Source organism: Myxococcaceae bacterium JPH2 (genome assembly GCA_016458225.1).
In the GTDB taxonomy this organism is placed as follows: domain Bacteria; phylum Myxococcota; class Myxococcia; order Myxococcales; family Myxococcaceae; genus Citreicoccus.
This window is the reverse complement of the sequence record JAEMGR010000017.1, coordinates 74,038-88,379: the sequence shown is the minus strand read 5'-3', so window position 1 is coordinate 88,379 and position 14,342 is coordinate 74,038. Positions and strand designations below refer to the sequence as shown.

Sequence of the window (14,342 nt, the reverse complement as noted above, 5' to 3'; positions counted from 1 at the left end):
CTTAGACAAGGGCCGGAAAGTCCTCAAGAAAACGCCTTGTTTCCAGCACTTACCACCATTAAGGCTGTCGTCCATGCCTCATCGCTTCGACTTCCTGGTCCTGGGTGGTGGTGTTGCTGGACTCTCGTTCGCCCTGCAGGCGGCCCGGCATGGGACGGTCGCGGTGCTCACCAAGCGGGCGCGCGGCGAGGGCAACACGGCCTACGCCCAGGGAGGCATCGCGAGCGTGCTCGCGCCGTCGGACTCGTTCGACGCGCACATCGAGGACACGCTCGTGGCCGGCGCCGGCCTCTGCCACCGCGATGCCGTGGAGGTGACGGTGCGCGAGGGGCCGGACCGGGTGAAGGAGCTGGTGGCGCTCGGCGCGGAGTTCAACCGGCACGCGGGCGGCGAGTTCGACCTCACCCGCGAGGGCGGCCACTCCGCCCGGCGCATCATCCACTCGGGGGACATCACCGGCCGCGAGGTGGAGCGCGCCCTCCTGGCCGCGTGCGACGAGCAGCCCAACATCACGTTCTTCCCCCACACGGCGGCCATCGACCTCATCCTGGACGCGCGCGCGTCGTCCCATGGGCGAAGCCGCTGCCTGGGCGTGTACGCGCTCCTGGAGGGCGGCGGCATCGAGCGCTTCCTGGCGCGCGTGACGGTGCTGGCCACGGGCGGCGCCGGCAAGGTGTACCTGTACACGACGAACCCGGACGTGGCGACGGGCGACGGCGTGGCCATGGCGTACCGGGCCGGGGCGCAGGTGGCGAACATGGAGTTCTACCAGTTCCACCCCACCTGCCTGTACCACCCCGAGGCCAAGAGCTTCCTCATCAGCGAGGCCCTGCGCGGCGAGGGCGGCAAGCTGCGCCTCAAGGGCGGCCAGACGTTCATGGAGCGCTACCACGCCATGGGCGCGCTCGCCCCGCGTGACGTGGTGGCGCGCGCCATCGACGCGGAGCTCAAGCGCACCGGCGATGAGTGCGTCTACCTGGACATGACGCACCTGGGACGGGCGTTCCTCACCGAGCGCTTCCCCAACATCTACGCCACGTGCAAGGCCTTCAACATCGACATGGCCTCGCAGCCCATTCCCGTCGTGCCCGCGGCCCACTATCAGTGCGGTGGCGTGGTGACGGACTTGAGCGGGCGCACCTCGGTGCCGGGGCTGTATGCCGTGGGCGAGGTGGCCAGCACGGGCCTGCACGGCGCCAACCGCCTCGCGTCCAACTCGCTGCTGGAGGGCCTGGTGTTCGGCCACCGCGCGGTAGTGGCCGCGTCGGAAGAGCTCGCCACCCTGCCCCACCCGAAGGAGGAGCCGCCGCCCTGGGACTCGGGCAGCGCGGTGGACTCGGACGAGAGCGTCGTGGTGAGCCACAACTGGGACGAGATTCGCCGGCTGATGTGGAACTACGTCGGCATCGTTCGCACGGACAAGCGGCTCATGCGCGCCCGCCGCCGCCTGGAGCTCTTGCGCGAGGAGATTCGCGACTACTACTGGCGCTTCAAGGTCACCCGCGACGTCATCGAGCTGCGCAACATCGCCGAGGTGGCGCACCTCATCGTCGACTGCGCCAGCCGCCGCAAGGAGAGCCGCGGCCTGCACTTCACGCTCGACTATCCCCACTCGGACGACCACCTCGGGCAGCGGGACACCGTCCTGTCCCGAGGGCTGTGAGCGCCCATGTCGCGCCCGCGCCGCATCCTTGATGAGCCCGGAGGGGGTGCCCCGGGCGAGCCGCCGCCACCGGAACCCCCGCCCGGGCCGCGGCCTCGCCCCTGGGTGTGCTACGGCATCATCGCGGGCGCGGTGGCGATGTTCCTGTTGGACCGCTTCCTGGCCCGGCCCATCGTGGACGCGAACGGGACGATGGTCGGCTCGCTCCAGCCGCTGGCGCTCTTTGGCCCGGTGGTCCAGCGAGGCGAGTACTGGCGGATGCTCGGGGCCGTGTTCGAGCACGGCGGCGCCATGCACCTGCTGTTCAACATGTCGGTGGTGGTGACGCTGGGGTTCACGCTGGAGCGCGGCATCGGGAGCCTGCGCTTCCTCGGGCTGTCGCTCGTCACCGCGCTGGGGGCCGCCGCGTCGTCCCTCTACTTCAACTTCAACATCGTCACGGTGGGCGCCTCGGGGATGATCCTCGGGTGGGGCGGCGCCATGCTGCCCGTGGCCACTCGCCAGGGGCGGCGCGAGCTGGGCTTCTGGCTGGCACAGGTGGCCGTCATCAGCCTGCTGCCCGGCGTGAGCTGGGCCGGCCATCTGGGCGGCTTCCTCTTCGGGCTCCCGTGCGGCCTGGCCTTGCGCATGGGCCCGCGCGTGTATGCCCGCGCGCTGCCGCTCATCCTGTTCATCACCGCGGTGGTGGCGCTCCTGGCGGCCCACCCCGAGCGACGAGGCGTTCCGTGACGAAGTCCGTGGCTGGCAGCCTCCGCAGCGTCTGCGTCTTTTGTGGTTCTCGGCCGGGAGCGCGGCCCGAGTTCCGCGAGGCCGCCACTGCGCTAGGCGAGGAGCTGGCGCGTCGCGGCCTGACGCTCGTCTACGGCGGCGCGCGCGTGGGGCTGATGGGGGCGGTGGCCGATGGCGTGGTGAAGTCGGGCGGGCACGTGGTGGGCGTGCTGCCGCGCTTCATGCGCGAGAAGGAGCTGGCGCACGGCAACCTGGGCGAGCTCATCTTCGTGGACTCGATGCACGAGCGGAAGGCGCTGATGGCCGAGCGCTCCGACGCCTTCATCGCGATGCCCGGCGGCTTCGGGACGCTGGACGAGCTGTTCGAGATCACCACCTGGGCCCAGCTCGGCCTGCACCAGAAGCCCATGGGGCTCTTGGACGTGGGCGGCTACTTCCAGCCACTGCTGGCGATGGTGCGCGGCATGGTGGACGCGGGCTTCGTCCCCGAGGCCCAGGCGGTTCCCTACGCGGTGAGCCCCGAGCCTCGCGCGCTGGTGGAGCGGCTGCTGCAAGGCCCGGCCCTGCCCCCCGTGGAGAAGTGGCTGCGGCGGCCCGAGCAGACTTGAGAGCAGCGCCGCGACTCAGCGCGCGGAGACCTTCAGCTCAGCCTGCCCCAGCGTGGAGGCCACGCGGAGCATGACGTTCTCGGTGCCGGGCGGAATGACTGGCTGACCATTGGCGAACGTGGTGGGGAAGCGCACGCGGTAGCCCACCCAGAACACGCTGGTGTACGGGTAGTACGCCCGGAGGTTGAGGTCCGCGCGGCCCACGCGACGCACCTCCACCGGAGTCACTTCCCCGGTGGGGGTCACCAGCGCCAGCCGCCAGATGGAGCGCTTCTGCGCGAAGTCGTCGTAGCGGTAGTCGTTGACGTGAACGCCGAGGAAGAACTCGTGGAACTTGGCCGCGTCCGCCAGTTCGTCCGCGAGCAGGGACTCCACCTTCGCGGGGGGCAGCACCTGAAAGAGCCCCTGGCGGCGCACGCGCGCCTCGCGGAAGGCCGGCGTCAGGAGCGTCGCGCCCGTGAAGATGCGCGTGTCGAAGCCATCGTAGATTTCGTCGCGCGCGGAGTAGCGGTCCAACACCGTGCGGTACGCCGCCTCGGCCTTGGGGTCATCCAGCGTGGGAGCGGGCTCACCGACGAGCGGTGGCGTGCTGGCACAAGCCCCCGACAGCACCACCAGCACCGCGACGAGCAGCCTTCTCACGGAATGAAGTCCTTGCGGGTGAACAGCGTGGTGAGCCGGTGGCCGGTGGCCTCCACGGCCTCGCGTCCCCCTTCGAGGCGATCCACGAGCGCGAAGGCCCCGAGCACCTTCAGGCCCTCGGACTGGGCGCGCTCGATGGCCTTGAGCGTGGAGCCGCCCGTCGTCACCACGTCCTCGAGGATGGCGACCGGTGCGCCCGGGCCCAGGGCCGCGAGCCCTTCAATCCACTGGCCCGTGCCGTGCCCCTTGGGCTCCTTGCGGACGATGAACGCGTGCAGCGGCTGGCCCGCCAGATAGCTGGAGAGCGCCACCGCCGAGGCCAGCGGATCCGCGCCCAACGTCAGGCCGCCCGCGCCCACCGCGGTGGGGGCCTCGCGACGGATGGCGTCCAGGAACAGCCGGCCGATGAGGAAGTGTCCCTCGGCCAGCAGCGCCGTGCGCTTGCAGTCGATGTAGAAGTCCGACTCCTTGCCCGACGACAGCACCACGCGCCGGCGCTCGAAGGAGCGCTCCGTGAGCAGCTCCAGCAAACGGGTGCGATCGCGCGCGAGTGGCTCCGCCATGACTACAGACCCTCCAGGTACGCCACGAGTTCGGACGCGTACCGCAGTTGCATCAACAGCTCCGCCTTGCGCGACTCATCCAGCGCGGCGAACACATCCGCGAGCAGCGAGAGATCCTGGTTGAGCGCGCCCATCCGCTGCGCGACCTCCCCCGCCAGCTCATCCGCGTCGACTTCCTCCTCGACGCCTTCGGGCGCCAGCGACTCATCGGTCGCGAGCGCCTTCTCCAGCATGTCGCGCACCGGCGCCGTCAGCCGGCCCTCGGACTCCAGCGCCTCGCGCTTGGCCTCCAGGACCTCCAGGTCCAGCGGCTCCGAGTGGATGGCCTCGGCCAGCGACAGCAGCAGCGCGTCCTCGTCCGAGAGATGCTCGTGGACGCGCGCCTGCACTTCGTCGCGCTTGAGGAAGCGCAGCGCCGCCACCCGGCGGAAGCCGCACACCAGCTGGTAGCGGTCCTCTCCCACTGGACGCACGTCCACCGGGAAGAGCTGCCCCAGCCGCGCGATGTCCGTGGCCAGCCCGGAGATGTCCCCCTCCGGCCGCAACCGGAACCGAGGCGCATCCTCGAGCTTCTCCAGCGCGAGCATCACCGTGGAGACCCGCCCCACCCGGCGCGGCTCGCCCCGAGAGGACTCTGTGTCGGACACGGACTCGGACGAAGCCGGCGTCTCCTCGGAGCGCGCGGGCTCCTCGGGCACGGTCGGCCCTGAGTCACCCACGGACTCCGAGCCCTGGCTGGCAGCCTCCGTGAGCGCGCTCGCCGCGGCCTCCGTGACGGAGGACGGCGCGGCCATCCCCTCGCCCAGGGGCGGCTGCCCAGCCTCGGCGGATGGCTGCCCAGCCTCAGCAGAGGCCTGCACGGCCTCCGGTGGTGGCTGCGCGGTCTCTTCCGGACGCGGCGACTCCCCCGGGGAATGCGGCACGGCCGCCGCCTCGGGGGAGGTCGACGGCGGACTTCCCTCTGGCGTGCCCGTCATCCCTTCCTGTCCCTCAACCCTGTGCTCGGCGTCCATGGTGGCACCCCTCGTCTGCCTGCCGCCGCGCCGCATGTGTCCGCGGCGCGGGCAGGCTCTAGCGGGTCTTCTTCTTCACCACGACCTTCTTCTTCGCACCAGCACCCATCAGCATGGGCGTTGGGGCGTTGGCACCGCCAGCCTGCTCAGTTGGCGCCGGACGGGGCTCAGGGAGCCGCGGCGCAGCGGGGGCCGGAGGCGGAGGCGGAGGCAGCGGCTTGGCGGCCGGGCGGCTCACGACCGTCGGAGCGGGCGCGGCGCGCGGAGCCGAAGGCGGCGTCGGCGCGGGGCGCGCGGGCGGAACCGGCGGCCGCGGCGGCGTGGCGCCCGGGCGGATGGTCGGGCGAGTGGTCGTGGTCGGACGGGCCACCACGGGGCGCTCGGCCGGCAGACGGCCCGGCTCCACATCGCCCATGTCCACGCGACCGCGGAAGCTGGCGCCGTCCACGATGATGACGCGCGGGGCGCGGATGTCGCCCACCATGCGTCCTTCGCGGGTCAGCTCCACGCTCTCGGTGGCGTTGATGTTGCCCACCACCACGCCGCTGACGATGGCGTTCCTCACCGCCACGTTGGCCTTCACCACGCCCGAGGGCTCGACGATGAGGGTCCGGCTGAGCGTCAGCTCGCCCTCGACGCGCCCGCGGACCGTGAGGTCCTCGTCACCCGTCAGACGGCCGCTGATGAGGATGGAAGGCCCCACCACGGTGTTGTCGACGGTGTTGCTCGCTCCCAGATCCTTCGCGGTGGCCACGAATCAGCGCTCCTTCATGTCCATGTCGACGTTGCCCTTGAAGGAGGCACCATCGGCGATGAGGATGCGCGGGGCCTTGATGTCGCCCACCACGCGGCAGTCCGTCTTCAGCTCGACCTTGTCGCTGGCGACGATGTTGCCCGTCACGCGCCCGGCGATGTCGACGTTCTGCGTCTCGATGTCCGCCTCGACGACGCCGGAGCCCTCCACGAAGAGGCTCTCCTTCAGGGAGATCTTCCCCTTGACGGTGCCCTGGATGACCAGGTCCTCGTCGCCGGAGATCTCACCGTCGATGACGATGCTCGAACCAATGACCGTATTCGCCATGAGTGTTGTCCGCCCCTCTTGAAGGTGGTGCGCCTGGGAGCCCGGTTGGGCCGGTGGATGCTAGATGTCGTCCGGCAACTTCACGTCCATCTCGATGGAGCCATTGAACACGGCGCCATCCTCGATGACCACGCGCGGCGCCTTGATGTCGCCCGCCACCTTCGCCGAGGCGTTGATGGCCACGCGCGTGGACGCGTCGATGTTGCCGCTGGCCTCGCCATTGATGGTCAACTCCTCCGCGCGGATGTCCGCCTGGACGCGACCCGTGCCCTCGATGGTGAGGTGGTTCTTCAGGGCAATCTGCCCCTCCACCCGCCCCTCGATGACCAGGTCACCTCCACCCGTGAGGTTGCCCTTGATGACGATGCCCTTGCCGATGATGCCCGTCTCACCCGTTGCCATGCGGTGACCCTCGCCAAGCGCCTGCTCCGTCGGGAGCCGGGCGCCTTGATTATGTCAGAGATGCGCGGAGATCCAGCCGGAGATGTCCCGGAACACCTCTTCGCGCCCCACCTCGTTCAGAGGCTCGTGGCGCATGCCGGGATACTCCTTGAACTTCTTGTCCGCTGTACCCGCCGCCTCGAAGAAGGCCCGCGCCGCCGTCGGCGCCGCCACCCCATCCTCCGAGCCACACAGCACGAACAGCGGTACTTGAATCTTCGGCGCCAGCAGCGCCACCTGGCCTTGGGCCTGGGTGGACTCGATGAACCAGCGCGGCGTCACCGTCGGGTTGTAGAGCGGGTCCTCACGGACCGCGTTCTGCACCTGGACGTCGCGGCTCAGGTCCTCCGGCTTGAGTTCCGTCTTGAGCTGCAACCACGGCACGGCCTTCCCCACCACGCGCGCGGCCAGGACCTTGAGGGCCGGCGGGGTGATGGCCAGCTTGAGGTACGGGGCTGACAGGACCGCGCCGGACAGGCCCTCCATGCCGCGCGCCAGTTGGTGCGCCGCCATCAGGCCGCCGTGGCTGTGCGCCAGGAGGAAGGACTTCTTCGTCCCCGCTTCGCGACGCACGCGCTGCCAGAAGCCGTCCAGGTCGTCCAGGTAGTCCGGCCACTTCGCGCAGTACCCGCGGCGACCGTCCGCGCGGCCGTGCCCGCGATAGTCCACGCCATGCACCGCGAAGCCGTCCGCCACGAGCGCGTCGATGACCGGGCGGTAGCGGCCCACATGGTCGCCATAGCCATGGAGCACGGCGACATGGGCCTTCGGCTCACCTTCGGGCAGGTCCAGCGTCCAGAAGAGCCGGGTCTGATCCTTCGCGGTGAAGAAGCCTTCGTCGTGACGCGGCATAGAGGCGAGACCTTAGCGGCCCGTGGCGGCGGTGGATAGCGCCTTCAACTTCCGCTCGAGGCCCAGACGCTGATCTGCCGGCTCCGCCGCTTCGGGCTCCAAGGCCAGCACCTCCACCGCGCGGCGCCAGACCCGGGCTGCGTCCGCGGCGCGCCGAGCCTGCGCGTAGGCATCGCCGAGGTGTTCGAGGATGACGGGCTCATCCGGAGCCAACTCGGAGGCGCGCTCCAGCGCGTCCACGGCTCGCTGGGTCTCTCCTCGATGGAAGTACACCCACCCCAGCGAGTCGAGGAACGCCCCGGTGTCGGGGCGCAGCCGGAGCGCGCGGGCGACGAGGCGCTCGGCCTCGTCCAGCTCGCGCCCCGAGGACGCCAGGAGATAGCCCAGGAAGTTCATCGCCGAGGCGTGGTCCGGCTCCACCGTGAGCAGCTCACGAATCCGAGCCCGTGCGGCGTCGAGCTGGCCCTGACGCTCATGCACCGTGGCCAGCGAGTAGAGCAGCCCTGGATCTCGAGGCGACTTCGCGAGCGCCGCGCCCAAGAGCGCCAGCGCCTCGGCCCCCTTGCCCTGCCGCTCCAGCGTCGCGGCCAGCGCGTCGTACACGAGCGGAGTGGGCGCGGTCGCCAGCGCCTCGCGCAGCAAGGCCTCCGCCTTGGCGGGCGCCCCACCCCGCTCCAGCGCGCGGGCATGGAGCACGCGCAGGTCCAGGTCCTCCGGCGCGTCCTGCTGCGCGGCGCGGAACAGCGCGAGCGCCCGCGCGTGCTCCCCGGCCAGGGAGAGGCAGCGGGCCCGGCGCGTGCGGGCATCGACGAAGACCTCGGCGCTGGCGGGGACCTCCGCGAAGGCACTGGCCGCGGCGCTGAAGCGGCGCTGACGTTCCAAGACCAGCCCCAGATAGTACGGGAGCCGAGGCTCGCTCGGAGCCACCTTGTGAGCGGTGTCCAGCACCTCGGCGGCGGCGTCCGTCTGCCTCGCGGACAAGTAGCTGAACGCCACGCGCACCGCCGTCTCCGGCTCGTCCGTCAGCGACAGCAAGCGGTCGAAGTACGCGCGCGCCCGAACGGGGGAGCCCGCCTTGAGCGCCGCGCGACCCGCGGCCAGCAAGACGTCCTGGCGATCCGGATCCCCTTGAAGCGCCTTCGCCAACGCCTCTTCCGCCTCGGCCGCGCGGCCCGTCCCGTCGTACAGGTGCGCCAGCGCGGTCCACGAGTCCACGTCGCCCGGGTCTCGCTCGGTGGCCTTCTGCAAGAGGCGCTCGGCGCGGGCCGAGTCGCCGCGCTCGGCCAGGGCCAACCCCAGGCGCTGATATCCCGAGGCCTCGCCCGGGAGCGCCACCGCGAGCGCATCCACGACCTTCACGGCCTCGGCGGGCGCGCCGCCCTCCAGCTCGAGCTGCGCCAGCACCAGATAGGCCTCTGGGTCGCGAGGGCGCAGCGACATGGCGCGACGCAGGTGCTGGCGCGCGCGCGTGAGGCGCCCTCCTTCGAGCAGCACCCGCCCCAACATCACGTGCGCCGCGTAGTACGTCGGAGCTTTCTCCACGGCGCGCTTCAGCTCGCGCTCGGCGCGGTCGAGATCTCCCGCGCGCGCGTACTCCTCGCCCAAGCGGGTGAGCAGCAGCGGGTTGCCCTCATCCGTGGCCAGGGCCAGCCGCAGCTCGTCCACCGAGCCACGGTGGTCGCCGTCCCAGTGCATCAGTCGGGACTGCAGGAAGTGCGCGTAGCTGGCGGACGAAGCCGTCGAGCCGTCGTCCGCGGCGGCCGCGTCCATCGCCTCGCGCATGGCCTCGCGGTCCACTCGGGGCGGCTTCGCGCGGCCCGCCGCCGACGCACCATCGGCGACAAGGACACAGAGCAGCAGGACGACACGGGCGGAGAGCAGGACGGGGCGCACGCTGCCCCGAACTCTACTCCGCCCGGCGCCCGTGCGCAGGTCGCTCAGACCACCTCGAGCGGCGGGGCGCCCAGCTTCTCCAGCAGCTTCTCCACCGGGTCGCTGTCCTGGCTAACGTCCGCCACCGCCGAGCGGTACTCGATGGACGTCACCTTTTCGACATCGGGCAGCAGCCGACCGATGACGGTGCGTGCGGCCTCGGCGTTGCACTCGGGCAACACCACCGCGAAGACGCCGCTGCCCAGGTGGGCGATTGCGTCGGGGTGGCGGACGCGCTTGCGCATGACGTCGCCCATGTTCGAGGGCAGCGTGTCCACCAGCCGGTCCGGCCGCAGCACCGCCAGGCTGAGCGCGCGGTGGTAGCGACGGCTGCGCGCCACCTCCTGCTCCAGCCGCAGCAAGAGGCCGCGTCGATCGTGCAGGCCCGTGGAGGGGTCGCTCCCCGTGCGCTTCTGCAGCGCGGAGGCCTTCTCCTGCTGCTCCTTCTCGCCCTGGCGCAGCTTGAGCGCGCGCTCGGTGCGGCTGAGCAACTCCACCGCGTTGAACGGCTTGCTCATGTAGTCCACCGCGCCCAGGTTGAGCGCGCGGACCTTGTCGGCCACGCCCTGGTGGGCAGACAACAGGATGACGGGGATGTGCGCCGTGTCCGAGGAGGACTTCAGGTGCATGGCCGCGTCCAGGCCGTCCAGCTTCGGCAGGAACACGTCCATCACCACCAGGTCCGGCCGCGTCGCGCGAGCCTTGGCCAGGCCCTCCGCGCCATCGCGCGCCACCTCCACGCGGTACTTGGAGCGCAGCACCTCCGTGAGCACCGCGGCGATCTCCGGCTCGTCCTCCACCACGAGCACGCGCGGCTGCTCGGGCACGGCGCTTGGCGCGGGCTGCGGCCGAGGGTTGCGCGCCGCCTCCTGGGCCAGCGGCAGCGTGAAGACGAACGTGCAGCCGCCCTCGGTCGGGCTCTCCGCCCAGATTTCTCCGCCGTGCAGCTCGACGAACTCCTTGCAGATGGCGAGCCCCAGCCCCGTCCCCTTCGGGCCGTGGCGGTAGCGGTCGAACACGAGGTGCAGCTCGTCCGGCGGAATGCCCACGCCGTCGTCGGACACCATCACCCGCACCGCGTCGCCATCCGGACGCGACAGACGCTGCGTGCGCACCACCACCTCGCCCGAGGCGCTCGCGTGCTGGATGGCGTTGCTGATGAGGTTCTGGAGCACCTCGTGCAGCTTCATCTCATCGCCGATGAGCATGAGGCTGTCCGGGCACTCGGAGCGCAACGACACGCCACGCTCGGCCGCGAGGATCTCCAGCTCGCTCACCGCGTCGCGGCACAGCTGCGCCACGTCCAGCACGCGCGGCTCGATGGACAAGCGCGCCGCCTCGCCCTTCCCCTTCTCCAGCAGCGACTCGACCAGCGTGAGGATCTTGCGGCCCTGGCGAATCATCGCCTCGGCGGACTGCTTCTGCTGGGGCTCCAGGGGGCCCTCGAGCAACAAACGGCCGTGGCCCAGCAGCACCTGCAGCGGCGCGCGCAGGTCGTGGCTGCACACGGCGATGATCTCATCCTTGAGCCGGTTGAGTTCCTTCAGGCGCCGGTTGGCTTCGTTGAGTTCGCGATAGCGCTCGACGTACGCCAGCTCCAGGTCCTCGCGCTTCTTCTTCACCGCGGTGTGCAGGCGCGCGTTGCGGATGGAGTTGGCCAGCACTCCGGCCACGGCCTGGGCGAACTCCTGCTCGTCCCGACCAAACGACGCGTCCACCCGCGACACGCGCAGGAAGAGCGCGCCCAACAAGTCGTCCTGACAGATGAGCGGCTGCACCAGGATGGACTTCACGCCCAGGGGCAAGAGCGAGGTCCGCACCTCGGCCATCAGAGGATCCCGCTGGGCCTCTTCAATCAACACGGGCTGCCGCGTCTCCAGCGCGCGCCGCAGCTCGGGATAGCGAGCCACCTCGATGTCGAGCTGAACGAGGCTCGGATCCTCCTGCGTGGCGACGACCGTGGCGGTGCGCGCGTGGCTGCCCTCCACGAGCACCACCGAGCAGCGGTCCGTGCCCGTCACCCGCCCCACCTTCTCCACGGCGATGCGGAGGATCTCCTCCAGTTCCAGCGAGCTGGTCGCCGCCTGGGTGATCTCCAGCAGCATGCCCATGCGCAGGCGGATCCGCTCCTCGCGCTCCCGCAGCCGCCACGCGCGCAGGGCGGACTCCAGCCGAGGCACCAGCTCGTCCGCGCCGCGAACGAAGTCGTCCACCGCCAGTTCCTTGAACGCCCCCGCCGAGCGCGTGCGCCCCTGGTCCACCAGCACCGGCAAGCGCTGGAGCTTGTCCACCTTGCGCACCGACTCCAGCAGCGCCGCGGCCCGCTTGGCCGTCACCGCGAGCAGCACCACCTCGGGCTGGAGTTGATCCACCACCTCTTCCAGGCCCGTGGCCTTCTCGGCGGCGGCGCACTGGTAGCCACTCGCGGTGAGCCGCTCCAGCAACGCGGCGCCCGGGCCCTTCTCCGCCAGCACCAGGACACGGCCGCGCTGCTCCGCCAGGAGGTCAATCCTCACGGCGCCTCCCCGCCCGCGCGGGCCAGATGGGAGCGCTGCTGAAACCCTGTGGGTGCGTAAGGCGTCATGGTCGAATCCGGATCATGCCGTCTAACCCGTCCGCGAGCCAGCATGCGGGCGGATCCTCCCTGGCGGGAATTGTGAGAGAAGGGGCGCGACATATACTCGCTCGCCGTGCGTGTCCCTAGAATCCTTCGTCAGGGTCTCGTCGTGCCCTCTTTGTGCCTGACGGCCTCGGTCGTCTGCACGGCGGGCCCGGCTCGGGCCCAGAACGTCGACGAGACGACTTCCTTCCCCACCCAAGCCCAGGCTGCTGGGTCGCCCGGCCGCCGGGCATCCAGCCAATCCCCCGGCGCGCTCCCCGCGAGCGCCCGCACCGAGAACGACGCGGAGATCATCTCCACGCGAGAGGTCGTCGTCGCCGGCAACGAACCTCACAGCCCGGCCACCCTTCACAACGCCTGGACGGATCCGCGCAACCTGCGCCGAGGCTCCACCAGCACGGGCGGGGTGGGTCTGCTGCGCATCGCCGGCGCCGATCTGGGGTCGCCCGGACTGCTCCGCTTCGGCGTGGTGGGCGAGTACTCCCACGGCAGCGACTTCCCGGTCCGCGACGCGACGAACTCGCGCACGTCCGGGACGTTCTCGCTGGCGTACACCCCCGTGGAGTTCCTCCAGGCCTTCGCGGCCTACTCGGCCTCCGCCAACACCAACTCGCGCACCTCGCCGCGCCTCATCCAGGCGCTCGGCGACGTGACCTTCGGAGCGCGCGCCTCGCGCCAGTGGATGCCGGGACTTTGGGCTGGCATCGACGTGCGCATGATGACGTTCTCGGGCGTGGGGGATGCGTCCGTGGACAAGACCGCGTGGGGCTTCGCGCCCAGGCTGGTGGGCACATATGACCTGCACGAGGTCGATGCGCGTCTGCCCCTGCGCGTGCACGCCAACCTGGGCCTGCTGTTCGACGGCACCCAGAGTCTGGCGGACGACGCGAAGCTGAACGCCTCGGAGGAGTACGCGCTGGGCATCAACCGGTACAGCCGGCTGGCGCTCGCGCTCGGCGTGGAGGTGCCGCTCCCCGGGGTGACACCCTTCCTGGAGTACAGCCGCGCGCAGCCGCTCGGCACGGGCGGTCCGCTCGTCTCCCCGGATGGGCGCACCTTGTCCTCCGGCAGCGTCGCGCCCCAGGTGCTCGGCCTGGGCGCCCGAGTCACCGCCCTCAAGGACCTCTCGTTCACCGCTGCCGCCGAATTCGGCCTCCAGCGAAACGTGGGCATGGGCGTGGCGCCCGTGCCGCCGTTCAACCTCGTGGTGGGCGCGGCCTACACGGTGGACGTGCTGGGGCATGAGCCGACGAAGGTGGTGGAGCAGGTTCGCGAGCGAAAGGTGGCACCGCCCGCGCCCAAGCTCGCGCAGGTGTCGGGGACGGTGATGGATGCGGAAACCCACAAGCCGGTGGGCGGCGTCCTCGTCGCGGTGGCGGGCCTGCCGCCCGTGGCCACGGACACCGAGGCCGGCCGGTTCCTCACGTACGAGCTGACGCCCGGCGCGGTGAAGCTGCTCGTGCGCAAGGAGGGCTACCACCCGCTGACGCGTGAACTCATCCTGCAGCCCGGAGAGAAGTCCGTGGTGGAGCTGACGCTGCAGCGTGAGGCACGCCCCGCCCAGGTCTCCGTCTCGGTGGCGTCGAAGAAGAAGCCCGTGACGGCGACCGTGGCGCTCCAAGGCCCGAAGCCGGCGCAGCTCGCCATGTCCGAGTCCGCCTCCAGCCCCAGTGTCGCGGAGCTGCCTGCGGGCACCTACGTGGCCGTCGTCACCGCGCCGGGCTACCTGGCGCAGACGCGCACCGTGCAGGTGGCGGAGGGCACGCCCTTGTCGCTCGCGTTCGACCTGGAGCCGGAGCCGAAGAAGCGGCTCGTGAGCATCAAGGACAACAAGCTGGAGCTGCTCCAGCCGCTGCACTTCGCGGACGGAAAGGCCCTGCTCCTGCCGGACAACGACGCGGTGCTGGCCCAGGTGGTGGACGTACTCGTGCGCGCGGGCAACCACCGCGTGCGGGTGGAGGCCCACACGGACAACCAGGGCGACAAGGATGCCAACCTCCAGCTCTCCAAGGACCGGGCGAAGGCCGTGGTGAGCGCGCTGGCTCGGGCGGGCATCGACGCGACGCGCCTGGAGTCGGAGGGCTACGGCGACAGCCGGCCGGTGGCACCCAACCTCACCCCGAGGGGCCGGGAGCTGAACCGCCGCGTGGAGTTGCTCATCCTGGACCGGTGATGCCGGCCACGCGGCGCGGCGATAG

13 protein-coding genes are annotated in these 14,342 nt (G+C 70.9%); 4 read left to right on the top strand and 9 right to left on the bottom strand.

Annotation, left to right across the window (positions count from 1 at the left end; all coding sequences use genetic code 11):
- The first annotated feature begins 73 nt into the window (after window positions 1–73).
- From nadB to JGU66_24960, 3 genes are read left to right on the top strand one after another with little or no spacing between them, the layout of a single operon-like run.
- Entirely contained in the window at window positions 74–1,663 is a 1,590-nt protein-coding gene (gene nadB / locus JGU66_24970; GenBank protein MBJ6764039.1) for an L-aspartate oxidase, read from the top strand.
- A gap of 6 nt (window positions 1,664–1,669) precedes the next feature.
- Window positions 1,670–2,392 (top strand): rhomboid family intramembrane serine protease, encoded by a 723-nt coding sequence (locus JGU66_24965; protein ID MBJ6764038.1) that lies wholly within the window; start codon window positions 1,670–1,672, stop codon window positions 2,390–2,392.
- Between the two features lie 8 nt (window positions 2,393–2,400).
- Window positions 2,401–3,000, top strand: a complete 600-nt coding sequence (locus tag JGU66_24960) for a TIGR00730 family Rossman fold protein (protein ID MBJ6764037.1) — start codon at window positions 2,401–2,403, stop codon at window positions 2,998–3,000.
- Between the two features lie 15 nt (window positions 3,001–3,015).
- Here JGU66_24960 and JGU66_24955 read toward each other — a convergent pair whose 3' ends face one another.
- The 9 genes from JGU66_24955 to JGU66_24915 are packed head-to-tail and all read right to left on the bottom strand — an operon-like array spanning window position 3,016 to window position 12,034.
- Window positions 3,016–3,642, bottom strand: a complete 627-nt coding sequence (locus JGU66_24955; protein ID MBJ6764036.1) for a hypothetical protein — start codon at window positions 3,640–3,642, stop codon at window positions 3,016–3,018.
- Window positions 3,639–4,205, bottom strand: coding sequence for an orotate phosphoribosyltransferase (gene pyrE / locus JGU66_24950; protein ID MBJ6764035.1), 567 nt, complete (start codon window positions 4,203–4,205; stop codon window positions 3,639–3,641). The genes JGU66_24955 and pyrE overlap by 4 nt, the downstream gene beginning before the upstream one ends.
- A gap of 2 nt (window positions 4,206–4,207) precedes the next feature.
- Window positions 4,208–5,218 carry a ParB N-terminal domain-containing protein gene (locus tag JGU66_24945; GenBank protein ID MBJ6764034.1) on the bottom strand — a complete coding sequence of 337 codons (1,011 nt, stop codon included), beginning with the start codon at window positions 5,216–5,218 and terminating at the stop codon, window positions 4,208–4,210.
- 58 nt (window positions 5,219–5,276) lie between these two features.
- Complete coding sequence (locus JGU66_24940; protein ID MBJ6764033.1) at window positions 5,277–5,972, bottom strand: polymer-forming cytoskeletal protein; 696 nt, start codon at window positions 5,970–5,972, stop codon at window positions 5,277–5,279.
- A gap of 3 nt (window positions 5,973–5,975) precedes the next feature.
- Window positions 5,976–6,299, bottom strand: a complete 324-nt coding sequence (locus JGU66_24935; protein ID MBJ6764032.1) for a polymer-forming cytoskeletal protein — start codon at window positions 6,297–6,299, stop codon at window positions 5,976–5,978.
- Window positions 6,300–6,359: 60 nt separating this feature from the next.
- Window positions 6,360–6,701: a bactofilin BacN gene (gene bacN / locus JGU66_24930; protein MBJ6764031.1), complete on the bottom strand. Its 342-nt coding sequence runs from the start codon at window positions 6,699–6,701 to the stop codon at window positions 6,360–6,362.
- 54 nt (window positions 6,702–6,755) lie between these two features.
- A complete protein-coding gene (locus JGU66_24925; GenBank protein ID MBJ6764030.1) occupies window positions 6,756–7,592 on the bottom strand; it encodes a lysophospholipase in 837 nt (278 codons plus the stop codon).
- Between the two features lie 12 nt (window positions 7,593–7,604).
- Entirely contained in the window at window positions 7,605–9,485 is a 1,881-nt protein-coding gene (locus tag JGU66_24920; protein ID MBJ6764029.1) for a tetratricopeptide repeat protein, read from the bottom strand.
- Window positions 9,486–9,529: 44 nt separating this feature from the next.
- Window positions 9,530–12,034 carry a response regulator gene (locus tag JGU66_24915; GenBank protein ID MBJ6764028.1) on the bottom strand — a complete coding sequence of 835 codons (2,505 nt, stop codon included), beginning with the start codon at window positions 12,032–12,034 and terminating at the stop codon, window positions 9,530–9,532.
- A 399-nt stretch (window positions 12,035–12,433) separates the two neighbouring features.
- Here JGU66_24915 and JGU66_24910 point away from each other — a divergent pair, with 399 nt between their 5' ends.
- Complete coding sequence (locus JGU66_24910) at window positions 12,434–14,317, top strand: OmpA family protein (protein MBJ6764027.1); 1,884 nt, start codon at window positions 12,434–12,436, stop codon at window positions 14,315–14,317.
- The last annotated feature ends 25 nt before the right edge of the window (window positions 14,318–14,342 follow it).